The sequence below is a fragment of the Brevibacillus gelatini genome, from assembly GCF_003710935.1.
Taxonomy (GTDB): Bacteria; Bacillota; Bacilli; order Brevibacillales; family Brevibacillaceae; genus Brevibacillus; species Brevibacillus gelatini.
In genome coordinates this window covers 195,553-210,607 of the sequence record NZ_RHHS01000017.1, presented here as the reverse complement: position 1 = coordinate 210,607, position 15,055 = coordinate 195,553, and the positions used below count along the sequence as shown (strand labels likewise).

Genomic DNA, 15,055 nt, shown 5'->3' with positions numbered 1-15,055 from the left:
TGAATTCTCCATTCATTAAGTGTGCATTTTTTTGCACGGACGCGCAGATATTTGCATGCAAAAATTTGCACATTCAATTCTGATCTCCCTGCTCATCCATGATTCCCAATTTTTCCATCTTGTAATACAGACTGCGGATCGCGATTCCCAGCCGCTTGGCCGCCAAGGTCCGATTGCCTTTGGCCGCAGCCAGCTCCCGCATAATATGTTGACGTTCCGCTTCCTCCATCGCTTGCTTCAATGTTTTCCCCGTGGGGCCGGCCACTGTTTCTGCTTCCTTTTGGCTCATGCTGATTTTTCGTTCCAAAGGAGGCAGGTGCTCGGGCATGATGGTGCGTTCGTTGATGCGCATGTGGATCATCGCCCGGCCAAGGACGTTTTCCAGCTCGCGCACATTGCCCGGCCAATGGTAAGACAAAAGCATTTTCAAGGTATCTTCGTGCAGCTCCTCGACGTTTCTGCCGTATTCCAGATTCGCCTTGCGCAGCAGGTACATCGCGATCGGCTCAATGTCTTCCAGCCGCTGGCGGAGCGGAGGAATGTGGATAGGCACGACGTGAAGGCGGTAGTACAGGTCTTCGCGAAAACGCCCCTCGCCAATCGCCGCCTCCAGATTTACGTGGGTAGCGGCAATGACGCGAACGTCGATGTTGATCGGCTTCGTCCCTCCGACGCGGACGACCTCCCGTTCCTGCAGCACGCGCAAAAGCATGACCTGCATCCCCATCGACAGCTCACCGATTTCATCCAAAAATATGGTGCCTCCGCTCGCTTCCTCGAACAGACCGCGTTTGCCCCCTCTGCGCGCTCCCGTAAAGGCGCCTTCCTCGTAGCCAAACAGTTCGCTTTCCAGGAGGCTTTCGGAAATCGCCGCGCAGTTGACCCGGATAAACTGGTTGTACTTGCGCTCGCTGGCGTTGTGAATCGCGTGCGCAAACAGCTCCTTTCCCGTGCCGGACTCGCCGCGAAGCAGCACGGTGGCTGGCGTCAGCGCCGCTATTTTCGCCTGCTCGATAGCGCTTTTCATCTGCTCGCTGTTGCCGATAATATCCGCGAAGCTGTACTTCGCCTCCAGCGTGCGGATGATGCGTCTTGCTTTTTCCAGCTCTTCCGTCAGCCGCTTGAACTCGGAGACGTCGTGAATGACCCCGACGCTTCCTTTCAGTTCGCCGTCGACGACGACCGGAGCCACGTTTACAACCACGTCCTTGCGCTTGGGCCCGAGCTTCATCGGGACACCCCTGACCGGACGCTTCGTTTTCAACACCTGCATGTGCATGCTGTCGCCTTCGGAAATGTCGACCGTCGCTGGCTTGCCGATAATATCGTCTGGCGTAAACCCTGTCAGTCTCGTGTACGCGGGGTTGATTAAAAGACCGATGCCGTTTTGGTCGACGACGGAAATCGCTTCGTCCGAAGATTGGATGATCGCTTGCAGCATGCTCTGCAATTCCTTGAGATTGGTCACTTCTTCTGCCAGCGCCATCACCTCGGTAATGTCGCGGAAGATCGCCACTGCCCCCACAACTTCCCCCTTGTCGTTGCGCACGGGGACGCGGTTGGTGATGATTCGCGTCTGGTTCGGCAAAATCTGCTCCTGGTTCAGTTCAGGACAGCCTGTTTCCAGTACAATATGCAGTCTGGTGTTGGGGATACACTCAGCTACTTTTGTATTCAGCACTTCGCTTGCCTCGATGCCCATCAGGCGCTCGGCCGCTTTGTTGAACAGCGTGATGATACCTTGCCGATTGACTCCGATGATGGCATCGTGCGTGGAGTCGAGCATCGTTTCGCGCTCGCGCTGATTTTGCATCATCGCCGCAATCAGCTTGTCACGCTCGCGGATGAGCCGCATGACAATGCGCGTAAAGGTGCCGGGAATGAGCACTGTCTTGTCCCGCTTCAACTGCCGCAGCTGCTCGTATACTTTCATGTCCCCTGTCGCTTCCAAAATCACGTCCAGCTCATCGTCCAAAAAAGGACGATAATCCGTGGCGACCTTGATTCCAAGCGACCTTGCCAGCTCGATCCCGGGCGCGTCTGGCCTGCGATCGACCACGGCGACAATTTTCAGCCTGTCCATCTGGTTCAGCGTCCGCAGCAGGGCCGTTCCGCCTCGTCCAGCACCTACGATTAGAAGCTTGTGCATGCGCCAGACCCCTCACTTTTCATCTTACTCGTAACCATTGTACTGCAACAAACTGTTGAAGGACAGGCTCTCTTCCCAAACGTGCGCTCGCTCGTGTGCAGGGGATGGACGGTGGACAAGCAACCTGGCATCCGATATGATGGAAGGATGAGAGAGAGGTGTGAACCACCAGTGGTCGTTCAAAAAATCATTGCGCTCTTAATCATGGTCATTCCGGCTGCGATTGCCATGTACGGAATCAAGCTGATTCGCGACGCCTTTTTTTACTCGATGGCGCCCGATGTCGGCTTTCTGTGGGGAAAGCTCGTTCTCGGCATACTTGCTTTCGCCATCCCGGTCTTGTTTATTGCCGGGTTCATTTTGCATCACGACCGAAAAAAAAATCGGGTACAACCCCGCTTCATGATTCGAGAGCCGGAAGAAGACGAGTAGAACAGGCAGGTGGACATCTGCCTGTTTTTGTTTGCCCTCATCTCCCCCACTCGTCCAGCCTTCTGAGCCACGCTTTTTTTTCGATGATCTGGGAAAAGGACACGAACTCCGCTGCAACCTGAATGGCGACGAATCCGCACAGGATGGCGGCTTGCCACGAAATCGGCGCGACCGTCACGTATGTATAGCCAATGGCAAAGCCAAGCGTATTGGCCCCGGTATCCCCGAGCATGATCCGGCCGCCTGCGTCATGTGGAAAAAACAGCACAGTGGCGACGAGAAGCGGCAAAAGAAACAGCCAGACAGCAAGCGACTGCCCGGCTTTCGCCCCAAAAGCGCTGAGCGCGGCAGCAAGCGAGATGAGCAGCCAAAACACCTTGATCGCGCGGCCTGGTCTTAAGTCAAACAGGTTCAGGATGTTCGGGGATAGCGCCAGCAAGCCGCAGGCGACCAGCCACGGCCAGAAGCCAACGGATACGAACAGCGATACGCCGACAGCCGTCATCCCCCCGCCAAACAGCTTGCACATCCCGCTCGTCACGCGCCCCTCGCGCAACAGCGCGGCAAAGTGGCCGCGAAACCCTTTTGTCATCGCGTCCCCAGCCTTGTCGTCCATCCATCCCCAGCAAGCCATCGCCGCCATTCCACAGACAAGCAGCAGGCCGTGCTGGAGCAGCTCACGGGGAGCGTTCGCCCGTGCAAGCAGAAGCAGCTCAACAAGCACCGTCACGGCCATGCTCGCGACAAGCACCAGCCCGCCTGCCGTCAGCACCTGCTCGCCGCGATAATTGGGGCGGCTCATGCCTTTTTTGGCGATCAGTCGTGAGCAGAAGCAAAACAGGGGACGCTGCAGGACGAGTGGCAAACCGAGCGCAATGAGCAGGGCCTGTATTATGGTGTGCGTATCCACGGCTTACCCTCCCACCACTTGGTACACAATGTCCGGCCAATGGCGACAAACTCCTTGCCGCGATGCGAATAGCCTCGCCAGTCATTGCCCGTTTCCCGATGCAAAAACGGCACGGGCACCTCCCGGATGCGGTAGCCAGCACGCAGGGCATCTACGGTAAGCCCCACCTCAATGCCGAAGCCCCTGTCTATTTTTCCCAGCTTTTGCAAGAGATCGCGGCGAATCGCCCTCTGGCCGGACAAAGGCGCGCGGGCTTCAAAGCCTGTCAGCCACTTGATCCCTCGCTTGGCCAGCCCTTTTGCCAACCCCATTCCGGCTTTTTGCTTAGGCGGTGGCAGGATCGCGATTGCCATATCACACGCATCCGCAAGCACAGGCGCAAGCAGATGCCCGGCTTCCCCCGCACTCTCGCGCAAATCGCCGTCGAGCAGCATGACCACATCCCCGCTCGAACGCTGCCAGCCGATCTGGACGGCAGCTCCTTTGCCCCGGTTGCGCGGCAAGCGAATGACGAGATCAGCCCAGTCTTTTGCCAAATGAGCGGTCGCATCCTCGCTGCCATCGTCGACGACAATCAGCTCGTGGCAAAAAAGGCGTTCCCGAATCGCCCGCAGCGTCGCTCCGATCGCGTCCGCTTCATTGTAGGCAGGAATGATGACGCTAACTTTTTTCACGCCCGACCCTCATTTCTGTCATTTCTTGCTGCACCTTTTCCAGCAAGGCCCACTGCTTGGCCAACGAATCCGGCTCCTGCTCGATCCAAAGCCATTTTCCTGCGTCCGCCCGTTGTTCCAGCCATAGCGGCGGCTGGCCCGCGACCACAAGCAGCAAGCCGTCCTCCCAGGTTCCGCCCCCTTCGTACCGGATGACATGGATGCCCACGGCGTGCATCAGGCGGGTAATTTGCTTCGCTTCCTTGTCTGCATCCTGCCAGACGTACACCTTTTTTCCTGCGAGGTCATTGCCGTAGCGCATCGCCATCATATGGACGACTTCCTGATTGCTCTGCTCCACTTCCTGAAGCAGCCGATTGATTTGCTTTTTCAAATCGTGGTTGCTTTTCAGCGCCCGGTCATATTTGGCCTCCATTTTCGCCAAAATTTCCTGTGCTCCTTTGGAAAACCACGGATGGCCCACCGTCCCGCCCAGCAGGATGCCGACGCCGAGCGCCACAAATACGGCCGCCAACGTAATCAGATGATAACGAAACGAAATCATAGCGCCTCCTTAAAAAGCCCAGGTCCGCCATTGCGTCCAGAGCATTTGCGCCGCGTAACGGGCAATTGGATGAATCATCAGCGCGGCCGTGACAGGCAACAGCATCGCCGCCATGCACCAGCCCCACAGCTTCCAGGAGCCAGTCGGCTGATAGAGCTGGCTGACTCCTTTGGCATCAATCAGTCTGGGCCCGATCTTCGTGCGGACCAGCAACGTACTGGCCATCCCTTTGCGCCCCTTTTCCAGAAAGTCAATCATGTTCGTATGGGCGCCGATTGTCACGATCAGCTCGGCTTTTTTCTCATAGGCAAGCAGCATGGCCACATCTTCGCTCGTGCCGGGCGCAGGCAGGACGTGATGAGCCACCCCTAGCTGCTCGACTCTGGCTTTTCCGGGAGCAGTCCCGTCGACAAAGGCGTGAACGACGATTTCCGCCCCGCACTTCAGCGCCCTGTCCGAGATGCTGTCCATGTCCCCGACGATGAGGTCAGGCTTGTACCCCGCCTGCAAAAGAGCGTCTGCTCCCCCGTCGACTCCGATGAGCACGGGTTGGCATTCGCGTATGTAGGAGGAAAGCGTCTGCAAATCTTCCTTGTAATGCTTGCCGCGGACGACGACGACAACATGCCGTTTTTCCAGTCTGGTGCGCAGCGGCATGGGATAGAGTGGCTTTAAAAACAAGTCTTTTTCTTTATTGGCGTACATGAGCGTGTTATCAATGAATAGGGAGAGCGTCTCATCCAGCCTGCTTTGTGCTTCGGCCCACTTTTCGAGAATCGCCTCCAGCGATACGGGCACAAGCGTCAGGGCAAGCTCCCATTGTGCATTTCGTTTCAGGTACAGGCTGTCATCCCGGACGGCGGCAAACTGCCCGTTCCACGCATCTATTGCGGACGGTTCAGCCAAAGGAGAGGCTGCCTCGTACAAAGCGACGCCCGCTTTCAGCAGGAGCCGCGCACCTTCAGCCGGATACTGCCCGGTCATGAAAGGGGACAGGTTCACAACCACCTTTGCCCCCGCTTCCAGTAAGGACCGGGCCGCCATCTCATCCACATCCGGATGATCGATGATGGCGATATGGTGGGGGTGGAGCCGTTTGCAAAGCTGCTTCGTTTTGCGGTCAGCAGCAATCACTCCCGTATAGGTAAGAAAATCGAGACGTTTTCGCTTGCCCATCTTTTCCACCTCCACGCATAGTATGCTAAAAATTTCCTTGGAGCATGCAAAAAAGAGGCTGTGCAAAAAATCGCACAACCTCTTTTCGGCCGGACGGATCGCCTTGTGAATTAGGCTCCCTTTGTTATGTAGTAAATAATCAAACCGTCAGCAAACAGGAAAACCAGCAACGCAATCAAGCCAAATCCGATCGCAAACTTGTTTTTTGCCTTGAACGAATTAATACAGCCCCAAGCGATGAAAAACGTGAAGACGAACATCAAAATATCAAACAAAACAATCTTCATGTACGACAACTCCTTCACCATGATGACGCTAACCGAAAATACAATGGCAATATTATTATATATCCTCGTGTATTAAGAGACAAGCATATCCAAATTTGTGACAAACAAATTCACATTTACGCTTTCTTTTATTGTGCCTCAAACGTGCCTGCCTATCCATATGCTCCAGCGATCTTGCTCGCTGATCGTTTCCTGTCCGGAAAATTTTTGGCAAATGGTGTCCACCAACTGCTCCAGCTCTTCGTCCGCAAGCTCGTGGAGCAAAGACCGCCCTTTCCGCGAGCGCAGATCATCTGCCAGTTCAGCGAGGTTTCCGTAGACGCGCCTGACCTCCCAGAGCGACAGCAGCCTGATGTCCGCAAGTCCTGCCTGCTGCATCGCTGCCTGAACCGTCCGGTCTTCCGGCCTGCGTTTGGCCTCGACGGCCAGCAACCGCGGAAACTGTTCGAAGAAATAGCCGCGCAGATGCGTTTTTGACGCGGGAACAGCGCAGTCGTCGATTGTTCGATCCTGGATGATACAAATGCCGCCAGGTGCAAGGAGCCGTTTTCCTTCGGCAAAAAATCCGTTCAGATCCTCGAGATGGTGAATGAGCGCCCGGGCAAAGACAATATCAGCGCTTGCGTCAGGCAGTCCGGTTTGTAAAGCGTCGCCCTGCACGAATGAGATACGCGGCTCATCTGCGCATTGCTTCTGCGCTGTTTTGAGCATCGCACTGGAAAAATCGACTCCGGTTACGCTGGCGGCTCCGAGCTTCGCCCACGCCTTGCTGTAGATACCGCCTCCGCAGCCGATGTCGACCACGCGCTTCCCTCGCGGATCGACGACAGACAGCATGGTGCGCGCCCATGTGTCGTCCGCTTCTCTTCCGGTGTAGCTTTCTGCGTTTTCGTTGGCGTGAAAATTCATTTTCATGCTACTTCGCCTCCATAAACTCCAGGCGGTTTCCAAACGGATCTTCCGTAAAGAAACGAACGATCCCGGGGATTTCGTCATCGATGCGAATCGGTACACCCGCTTTTTGCAAATGCGCGATCAGCGCCTCGATATTTTGCACGACAAAGGCTGGATGTGCTTTTTTCGCCGGGATGAAGCCCTGTTCGATGCCGAGGTGAATCAGTTGTGCGCCGCAGCGGAACCAAGCGCCGCCGCGCGCCCGAAGCTTTTCCGGCTTGGGCACTTCCGGCATGCCGAGCAAACCCGTGAAAAAGCGCCGTGCCTCTTCCTCTGCTCCTGGCGGTGCGGCCAATTGAACGTGATCCAGTCCTACCCATTCAAATTTTGTGTTCATCGTCATTTCCTCCTTTTTTCTGGCACATAACCATCCACTCATCGATCTGGTGCGCCACGACTCTGCCCTGCTCGATTTTCACGCCCAGATAGCCTTGCTGCTCGTCGGTCGCATCCAACAGCAACCGCTCGACAGCCTGCTCCTGCTCCGGCGATTCCGACGTCCGCTGTACCCACGGCAAAAAGGCAAACTGTTTTTTCCGCAGCCGCTCTTGGCGCTCCTGCAAATCATGGGCCGCGTGCAGCTCTCTCCACTCGCTCACCGACAGACAGCGCACATGGCTTGGGTCGCGCCGCTTTTCTACCAGATTCACAAAGTCGGCGAGCTGCTTTTCCTCGGGCGCTACGTTGTCGATAAACAGATACCATCCGCCTGGACGCAGCACGCGGCTTGCCTCTCGGACAAACGCAGCAGGATCGGGAAAATGGTGCGCCGCAATTCGGCAAGTGACCAGATCAAACGACTCGGACAAAAACGGCAGTGCCTCTGCATCCGCCTGGACATACAAAATGTTCGACTCTTTTTGGTTCGCCTCTGCTGCTGCCGCCAGCATGGGGCGCGTCAGGTCGGTCGCGACGACAAGCGAAACTAGCGGCGCCAATGTACGGGCAACATGTCCACCTCCCGTGGCGATGTCGAGCACCTTCCAGCTTTTTTGCGGCGAAAGCCACTCCACCAACAGCGGCAAATCCGTTCCTTGCGCGTGCGTCTTGCTCTGCACGTACTCCTGTGCGTTTTTCCCGAATTGCTGCTGCACGACACGCTTTACCTCCAGATTTTTGTCCATGCTACCACCTCCTGCTCGTATTTTATGCCAATTTTTGTTGCCGTTGTTATAGAATACGGATAACGAGTTATCGAGTTTTTGAATAGGAGGGGGTTCTTGTGGACAAAGAGAGCCTGGAAATTTTTTTGACCATCGCCCATCACGGATCGATCAACCGTGCTGCGCAGGCGCTGTTTCTCGCCCAATCTACCCTGACACATCGACTCAAGCAGTTGGAGCGGCAAATCGGCAGTCCTCTGTTTGTGCGGACCGCCTCTGGTGTGAGCCTGACGGGTGAAGGACGCCGCCTGCTGCCTGTCGCAGCGAGCATCGTCGAGCAGATGCGTTCGTTTCTGGAGCAAAAGGAACAGGTAAAATCCATGACAATCGTTGCCGGAAAAGCGTTTGTCGCCTATGAGCTGCCTCGCCTGATCGGCGAATATCGCCAGGCGAATCCCGGCTTTACCTGTTACGTCCGCTCGACGTTGTACGAGGAATCGCTCAGCGCCTTGCTAACCGGCACCGCCGATATTGCCTTTCTCGGCAGTGAGATATACCATCCGCACATCCACCAGGAATTTTTGCCGAGCGACCGAATATTGCTCGTCATGTCGCCGGAGCATCCATGGGCCAGCCACTTTCCGGGCTTTTCCGGCTGGGGGACGCAGGAAATGATTTTGTTCGGCAATCATACCGCTCCCTACCGCCAGCGCATCGATCGTTTTCTCGCGCGAAACGGCGTGTTTCCCAACGTCATCATGGAGCTGGACAGCTTTAGCGCGGTCAAAAAAATGGTGGAGCGCCAGCTCGGCATCACGATGCTGCCGGAGCGAACGATCTTGCGCGAGCTTTCAGATGGCAGGCTGGTCGCCCACGACATTGCAGCCGGCACGTTGCAGCGTCCCACGCTCATCGCCTATTTGCAGCAAAAAAAAGAGGACGACGCGTTCCAGCAATTCGTCCAGTGGATCAAAGATCATTATTGATGCAAGGTGAAGACAGTCAATTCGGGTCTGCACAAAAACCGGACAGGCAAAATCGTCGTCCCCAGTCCCCTGTTCACGTACACCGGCATTTGGCTGTCGCCTGCGTGGTACAAGCCTTTGACGTATTTCGTCGCCAGCTTTGGCGTCAGGACGTGCCCGACAAGCGGCAGGCGCACCTGTCCGCCGTGGCTGTGCCCGGACAATTGCAGATCGACAGGATAGCGAGCGGCTTCCTCGGCAAAATCCGGTTCGTGCGCCAACAGGATGACGCTCGCCCCTTCGGGAATCCCGGCCAGCGCTTTTGGCAGATCAGGCACGCCCACTAGCGCATCGTCGATTCCGGCGATGTACAGACTGTCGCCATTTTTTCCTAGCGCCACATGGCGGTTGTCCAGCACCGCAAAGCCAGCAGCAGCCCAGCCTTGGCGAATCGCATGCTGCTGGCCTGCCCGGTAGTCGTGGTTGCCGAGCACTGCAAATTTTCCAAGCGGCGCTTCCAGCTTTGCCAGCATGGGAATCGCCGCGGAAAACGACTGTGTCTCCAGGTCCACAATATCGCCCGTAAAACAGATCAAATCCGGCTGCTCATTTTGAATCAGGTCGAGAACGCCTTGCAGTTGTTCTGGTTTGAAAAAGTGCCCCAGGTGGACGTCGCTGAACTGTACCAGCTTGCAGTCGGCGAAGCTGTTCGGAAGTCGCGGCAGGGAAAGCGACACCCGCTCAATCTGCAGCGCGGTGCGCTCCCATGCATAGCCGTACGTACACGCCACAACGCCGAGCCCTACCAATCCCCCCACCCACTTCATCGAACGGCGTAAAAAGGCCCGGCGTGAGATTGTGACAAGCTTTGGATCATTCGCTTGCATCCGTTCGCTCGTAGCCGTTTACGACGACGTCCAGGCGTCCTGTTTCGGGATCAATCAGCAGACCGTGAACGTCGACGTAAGAGGGCAACAATGGATGCTTCTTGATCGTCTCCACACTTTTCCGCACACTTTCCTCCACGCAGTCGAAACCATGGAGCCATTTGTTCAGATTGATCCCCGCGTGCTGAAGAATGGTAAAGGTCTCGGCCGAAATGCCTTTTTCCTGCATCTTCACCATGGTCCGTCTGCTGTCGATCGCACTCATCCCGCAGTCGTAATGGCCGACGACCATCACTTCTTCGGCATTCAGTTCATAAATCGCCACGAGAATACTGCGCATGATACTGCCAAAAGGGTGGGATACGATGGCTCCGGCGCTTTTGACGTGCTTGATGTCGCCGTTGCGCATGTTCATCGCCTTGGGCAACAGCTCTTCCAGGCGTGTGTCCATACAGGAGAGAACAACCAGGCGCTTGTCGGGAAACTTGGTTGTTTTGTATTTTTCATATTCGCGATTCGCTACAAATTGACGGTTAAATGCGAGAATTTCATCCAGATTGCGCATGGTGCAACACCTTCTTCGCTTTTTGTTAGGAGTATGTTTTCTATTGTACATACATATTGGCATCGTTCAAGCGAGCGGAGCACTTTGGTGTGGGGGGCTTGCATGGGAGTCATGAATTATTGAAGATACTCAGTATTTGCCCCCCATATTTTTCTACCTTGGCTTTTCCAAATCCTTTGACGTTTAACAACTCTTCTTCCGTTCGCGGATACTTTGCAATCAAGTCCTCCATTTCATTGTTGTTGAAAATATAATACGCCTTGATCTTCTCCGCTCTCGAAGTCTGCAGTCGATACGCCTTCAATTCTTCACGCAGCTGCTCCTCCGGTTTTTTGGAAAAATCGTCGAGCGAAAGTCTGTACTTCGCCATCAAATCCATTTCAATCGGAGAGTGCAAGGCAACCAGCCTATTTGCAAGATCGTACATGTGCTTTTCAGATAAATCATATGTATTGGTCCTGTCATTCAAGAACCTTTCCAGCGTAGCCTTGATCTGATCGTACTTGATAATTACATTTTCGATCTCGGCTGGACAATTGTATTTGTTGACGATCGTTTTGGCATTTGCCATTACGACGAGCGAGTAGATTGGCAATTTATCAAACTTCATTTCGTTTAACAAACTATGTTTTATAATATCAACATGCCTCATGGTTTGCGTAATAGGACTATAAAATCCTTCCCTATATTCTTTGCCGTCCTTCGTTTTCATGATTCTCACGAAGTTTCCTTCTCGATCAATGGAAATATTTCCACTTAATTTTTTTGTTTCCAACAAACAGATGAATTTATGAGAAATGACGACGAAATCCAACTGCGCAACGTAATCGTTATACGCGATTCGAACGTCATGCAGACATAAAATTGGTAAAAATGAATTTTTTAACTCGAAATAAACATTATTTTCGCCATCCAAGCCATACTTCAAAAGTTTTATATCTCGCTCTATGTTATCCTTCTTTTCTCCATCTACCACTTTTTGCAAAAGTTCTTGCAAAGCAGCGAGTTGACGATTGTCCTTTGAAAACTCCTTAACGAAAATCGGACTCTTTATTGTCCTTTTTTGACCGAATAATTGTTTAAAGAAAGACATAAGCCATTCCCCTTGAAAATTTAGTGCATGCAGGATTTTGGTGAAATATTTACCATCCATGAATAGTCATATTATACCATCTTTCCAGCTTGGTGTTGGCAACCCGGCATCCAGGTTATTGGTATTCCTTGTTGCCTTTTATTCTTTTTGACCGTCCAAATTCTCCCGTATAGGCTCGTACTGCAAGGAAGACGAGGTAAAATGGTCGCTTTCCTGATTCCCCATAAAGGAGTAAAAGATTTTTCTTGTCTGACTTTTTGTACCGGTAGGTTAACGTTACATTTTTATCAATGGTTAACGAATCGTACTCTTCACCAAATACAGATTCGATCTCTTCTTGCGTGACAGGTTCCATATTTGCAACAATCGTTGTAATTTGCTCCTTCTCCGGGTCTGGTGAGATTGCCTTCGATCCTTTTGAAATTCTGTAAACGAAACCATTATCAAGTTTCAGGTATACATGATTGACAAGTTCGGCTTCACTTTTGTTCAGTTTCTTGAACACTTTCCTCTTTTCCTGTTCCCAGTGGCAGGCCTCCACCTAAATCCAAGGCATCCAAATTTTCTTTTATTTTTACGAGGTGTTCCACTCCTTTGGATGGGGGTACATTTTCGCTGCTCTTTGAGCAACCTGCGATTTATTCGGTCATAAAAAAATTCCCCCATTTTTCTATCCAATGAGGGAATCGATTAATTATGGATCGCGTAAAAAGAGAGGTTGTCACTTATCGAAATTAGTACAACCCCTTTTCCTGCCTACTCTCAACTAATTTTCGCCTCAATCCGCAACTTGTCCGCGACCATCGCGATGAACTCAGAGTTGGTCGGTTTTGCCTTCGTATTGGAAATGGTGTATCCAAACAGGCTGGAGATGGAATCGAGATTTCCGCGGGACCAGGCGACCTCGATGGCGTGGCGGATGGCCCGCTCTACGCGGCTTGCGGTGGTGTTGAACTTTTTGGCGATGTCCGGGTACAGCACTTTGGTGATCGAGCCGAGCAGTTCGACGTCGTTGTAGACCATTGTGATGGCTTCGCGCAAATACAAATAGCCTTTGATGTGGGCAGGCACACCGATCTCGTGGATGATGCTGGTGATGCTTGCGTCCAGGTTGCGACCACGCACTTGCATGGTCGACTGCGGCTTGACCGTATTGGTGACAAAGGAAGAGGCTGGTTTTGTCGTGATGATTTGCCGGATGCGCTGGGCAAGGATTTCCATGTCAAACGGCTTGAGAATGTAGTAGGCTGCTCCCAGTTCCACCGCTTTTTTCGTAATCTCTTCCTGTCCGAATGCCGTCAGCATAATGATTTTGGGCTGGGGACTAAGGCGCATGGCCTGGATCTGTTCCAGGACGGCGAGTCCATCCAGGTGAGGCATAATGATGTCCAGAATCAGTACATCGGGTACCCGTTCCTGCAGCAATCGTACAACTTCATTGCCATTGTACGCTACACCGATGACGTTCATGTCATACTGGCTGTTGATATACTCTTCCAACAGGCTCACAAACTCTCTGTTATCATCTGCCAACAACACTTCAATCTTGCTCAAAGTCGTTCCTCCTAACAATGGACGGTCTTTTGGAAAGAAGGTGGCGTTCTTGAGGTTTCCATTTCTACAACCGGGAAGTCCATACCATCTTTTTCTCTGAGAAAAATAATTCGACAAAGCCAAATTCTTTCCTGCCAATGACGAAAGATTGAATGATTTTACTGATATTTCGACAAAGAATTTCCATATCTTTCGTTCATTTCGTCAAAAGCCTCCATCATTTTCCCATGTAAGCCGAGGTTGGTCCTGTGGAAGGTTATGCTCATGAAGACGCATCCAAGCTTGTATGTGCACAACACGACATGGAAAAAAGCCGCCTCGCTTCGGCTGCGTGACGGCTCGTCTCTTCGTATTCAGGCAACCTGCCCGGCTTTGGCATTCGGCTGTGGCGTACTGCGCACCTGCACGCCAGCGTCCTGCAGCATCCATTCAATGTAGCAGCCATAGCCCGATGTCGGGTCGTTGACAAACACATGGGTGACGGCGCCGACAATCTTTCCGTTTTGAATGATGGGGCTCCCGCTCATTCCCTGGACGATGCCGCCAGTCTTTTCCAGAAGGCGTTTGTCCGTCACTTTGATAATCATTCCCTTTGTCGCGGGAAAATGCTGCTTGATGACGTTGGCGATCTCAATATCGAATTCCTCCACCTTTTGTCCTTCGACGACGGTAAGGATTTTCGCCGGGCCTTCCACGACCTGCTCGGCGAGCGCTACGGGTAGCGGCTCACGGTAGTAGCTGCGCTTCGGCTCTTCTTTCATTTTGCCGAAGATGCCAAACGGTGTGTTTTTGGTGATGTTTCCCAGCACTTCGCTTTCGTTGTAAAAGCGGGCGAATTTTTCTCCCGGATTGCCGCTCTGGCCTTTTTCAATCGAGGTCACACTGGCCTGGACGATCTGGCCATCTCCTACCACGATGGCCTGGCCCGTATCAACATCGGAAATGACGTGTCCCAGCGCGCCGTACGCTTTTGAGTGGGGATCGAAAAAGGTCAGGGTGCCCACGCCAGCGGCGGAATCGCGAATGTACAGTCCCATCCGGTATTCCCCGTCTTTTTGGTCCTTGACGGGATGAAGCGTCAGATTCAGCTTCTCTTTCCCGCGCACGACGAGCAGCTGCAGCGGACTATTCTTTTTTCCGGCTTCGTTAACCAGCTTCTTCACATCATTCATGTCATTGATGTACAGATCGTTCATTTTGACAATCATGTCACCAACGTGAATGCCGGCCTGTTCGCCCGGGGAAGCCTTGCTTTTGCCATTGTCCACGAGGTGATGACCGACAACGAGAACACCCGCCGTTTGCAGCTTGACCCCGATTGATTGCCCGCCAGGGTACAGGCGCAGGTCCGGCAGCACATTTACCTTGACAGCCGTCAGCGGAATGTTTCGCCATTTTACTTGCAATTCGGCTTCGCCAGCCTTGCGCGGTTCTACCGACATCGGCTGACTCAAATCAACGGATACTTCACGCGCTTCTGTCCCGTTGACGTGCAAAATGTCAGGATTGCTATTGATTAGCGTGCCCATCACCGGCACGGAGACCCGTAACTGCTCAAGGGACCCTTCCATCAAACGCAATTCACGGGGAAAGGAGGACAGATCGCGAAACGGGGTGGAACTCACGACAAGCGCCGTGATGAGGAGAAGGAGACTTCCCATCCATTTTCTTTTGTTTTGTCGGATCACCAGCAATCACTCCTACCGTTCCCTACCTACACCTACAAAGAGACACCTCCACCTTGTGTACTTTTAATGTTGCC

General features: G+C 53.2%; 17 protein-coding genes. 2 read left to right on the top strand and 15 right to left on the bottom strand.

Annotated elements, in window-relative coordinates; translation table 11 throughout:
- Positions 1-73: 73 nt before the first annotated feature.
- The gene (locus EDM57_RS07495) at positions 74-2,149 is read right to left on the bottom strand and encodes a sigma 54-interacting transcriptional regulator (RefSeq protein WP_122904135.1); all 2,076 of its coding nucleotides are present in this window, start codon (positions 2,147-2,149) and stop codon (positions 74-76) included.
- Positions 2,150-2,320: 171 nt separating this feature from the next.
- Between EDM57_RS07495 and EDM57_RS07490 the strand changes: the two genes are divergently transcribed.
- Positions 2,321-2,581 carry a DUF2627 domain-containing protein gene (locus EDM57_RS07490; RefSeq protein ID WP_122904134.1) on the top strand — a complete coding sequence of 87 codons (261 nt, stop codon included), beginning with the start codon at positions 2,321-2,323 and terminating at the stop codon, positions 2,579-2,581.
- A 37-nt stretch (positions 2,582-2,618) separates the two neighbouring features.
- Here EDM57_RS07490 and EDM57_RS07485 read toward each other — a convergent pair whose 3' ends face one another.
- The 8 genes from EDM57_RS07485 to EDM57_RS07450 form a co-directional block, all read right to left on the bottom strand.
- On the bottom strand, positions 2,619-3,491 hold the full coding sequence (locus tag EDM57_RS07485) for a UbiA prenyltransferase family protein (RefSeq protein WP_122904133.1): 873 nt from the start codon (positions 3,489-3,491) through the stop codon (positions 2,619-2,621).
- Entirely contained in the window at positions 3,473-4,165 is a 693-nt protein-coding gene (locus EDM57_RS07480; RefSeq protein ID WP_122904132.1) for a glycosyltransferase family 2 protein, read from the bottom strand. Before EDM57_RS07480 ends, EDM57_RS07485 begins: the two co-directional genes overlap by 19 nt.
- Positions 4,152-4,709 carry a copper transporter gene (locus EDM57_RS07475; protein ID WP_122904131.1) on the bottom strand — a complete coding sequence of 186 codons (558 nt, stop codon included), beginning with the start codon at positions 4,707-4,709 and terminating at the stop codon, positions 4,152-4,154. The genes EDM57_RS07480 and EDM57_RS07475 overlap by 14 nt, the downstream gene beginning before the upstream one ends.
- Positions 4,710-4,718: 9 nt before the next feature.
- Complete coding sequence (gene steA, locus EDM57_RS07470; RefSeq protein WP_122904130.1) at positions 4,719-5,885, bottom strand: putative cytokinetic ring protein SteA; 1,167 nt, start codon at positions 5,883-5,885, stop codon at positions 4,719-4,721.
- Between the two features lie 110 nt (positions 5,886-5,995).
- Positions 5,996-6,172, bottom strand: a complete 177-nt coding sequence (locus EDM57_RS07465; RefSeq protein WP_122904129.1) for a DUF2759 family protein — start codon at positions 6,170-6,172, stop codon at positions 5,996-5,998.
- Positions 6,173-6,310: 138 nt separating this feature from the next.
- The gene (locus tag EDM57_RS07460) at positions 6,311-7,087 is read right to left on the bottom strand and encodes a class I SAM-dependent methyltransferase (protein ID WP_122904128.1); all 777 of its coding nucleotides are present in this window, start codon (positions 7,085-7,087) and stop codon (positions 6,311-6,313) included.
- Between the two features lies 1 nt (position 7,088).
- Positions 7,089-7,463: a VOC family protein gene (locus tag EDM57_RS07455; RefSeq protein ID WP_122904127.1), complete on the bottom strand. Its 375-nt coding sequence runs from the start codon at positions 7,461-7,463 to the stop codon at positions 7,089-7,091.
- The gene (locus EDM57_RS07450) at positions 7,447-8,250 is read right to left on the bottom strand and encodes a class I SAM-dependent methyltransferase (protein WP_122904126.1); all 804 of its coding nucleotides are present in this window, start codon (positions 8,248-8,250) and stop codon (positions 7,447-7,449) included. Before EDM57_RS07450 ends, EDM57_RS07455 begins: the two co-directional genes overlap by 17 nt.
- Before the next feature lie 98 nt (positions 8,251-8,348).
- Here EDM57_RS07450 and EDM57_RS07445 point away from each other — a divergent pair, with 98 nt between their 5' ends.
- The gene (locus EDM57_RS07445) at positions 8,349-9,215 is read left to right on the top strand and encodes a LysR family transcriptional regulator (protein ID WP_122904125.1); all 867 of its coding nucleotides are present in this window, start codon (positions 8,349-8,351) and stop codon (positions 9,213-9,215) included.
- Here the strand turns inward: EDM57_RS07445 and EDM57_RS07440 are convergent.
- The 6 genes from EDM57_RS07440 to spoIVB form a co-directional block, all read right to left on the bottom strand.
- Positions 9,209-10,081, bottom strand: a complete 873-nt coding sequence (locus tag EDM57_RS07440; RefSeq protein WP_246005763.1) for a metallophosphoesterase — start codon at positions 10,079-10,081, stop codon at positions 9,209-9,211. The genes EDM57_RS07445 and EDM57_RS07440 overlap by 7 nt on opposite strands.
- Entirely contained in the window at positions 10,068-10,646 is a 579-nt protein-coding gene (locus tag EDM57_RS07435; RefSeq protein WP_122904124.1) for a beta-class carbonic anhydrase, read from the bottom strand. The genes EDM57_RS07440 and EDM57_RS07435 overlap by 14 nt, the downstream gene beginning before the upstream one ends.
- Before the next feature lie 109 nt (positions 10,647-10,755).
- Positions 10,756-11,739, bottom strand: a complete 984-nt coding sequence (locus tag EDM57_RS07430; protein ID WP_122904123.1) for an NERD domain-containing protein — start codon at positions 11,737-11,739, stop codon at positions 10,756-10,758.
- A 115-nt stretch (positions 11,740-11,854) separates the two neighbouring features.
- A complete protein-coding gene (locus EDM57_RS07425) occupies positions 11,855-12,244 on the bottom strand; it encodes a hypothetical protein (protein WP_122904122.1) in 390 nt (129 codons plus the stop codon).
- Positions 12,245-12,501: 257 nt separating this feature from the next.
- Positions 12,502-13,293 (bottom strand): sporulation transcription factor Spo0A, encoded by a 792-nt coding sequence (gene spo0A / locus EDM57_RS07420; RefSeq protein ID WP_122904121.1) that lies wholly within the window; start codon positions 13,291-13,293, stop codon positions 12,502-12,504.
- A 353-nt stretch (positions 13,294-13,646) separates the two neighbouring features.
- A complete protein-coding gene (gene spoIVB, locus EDM57_RS07415) occupies positions 13,647-14,981 on the bottom strand; it encodes a SpoIVB peptidase (protein WP_122904120.1) in 1,335 nt (444 codons plus the stop codon).
- Positions 14,982-15,055: the final 74 nt, after the last annotated feature.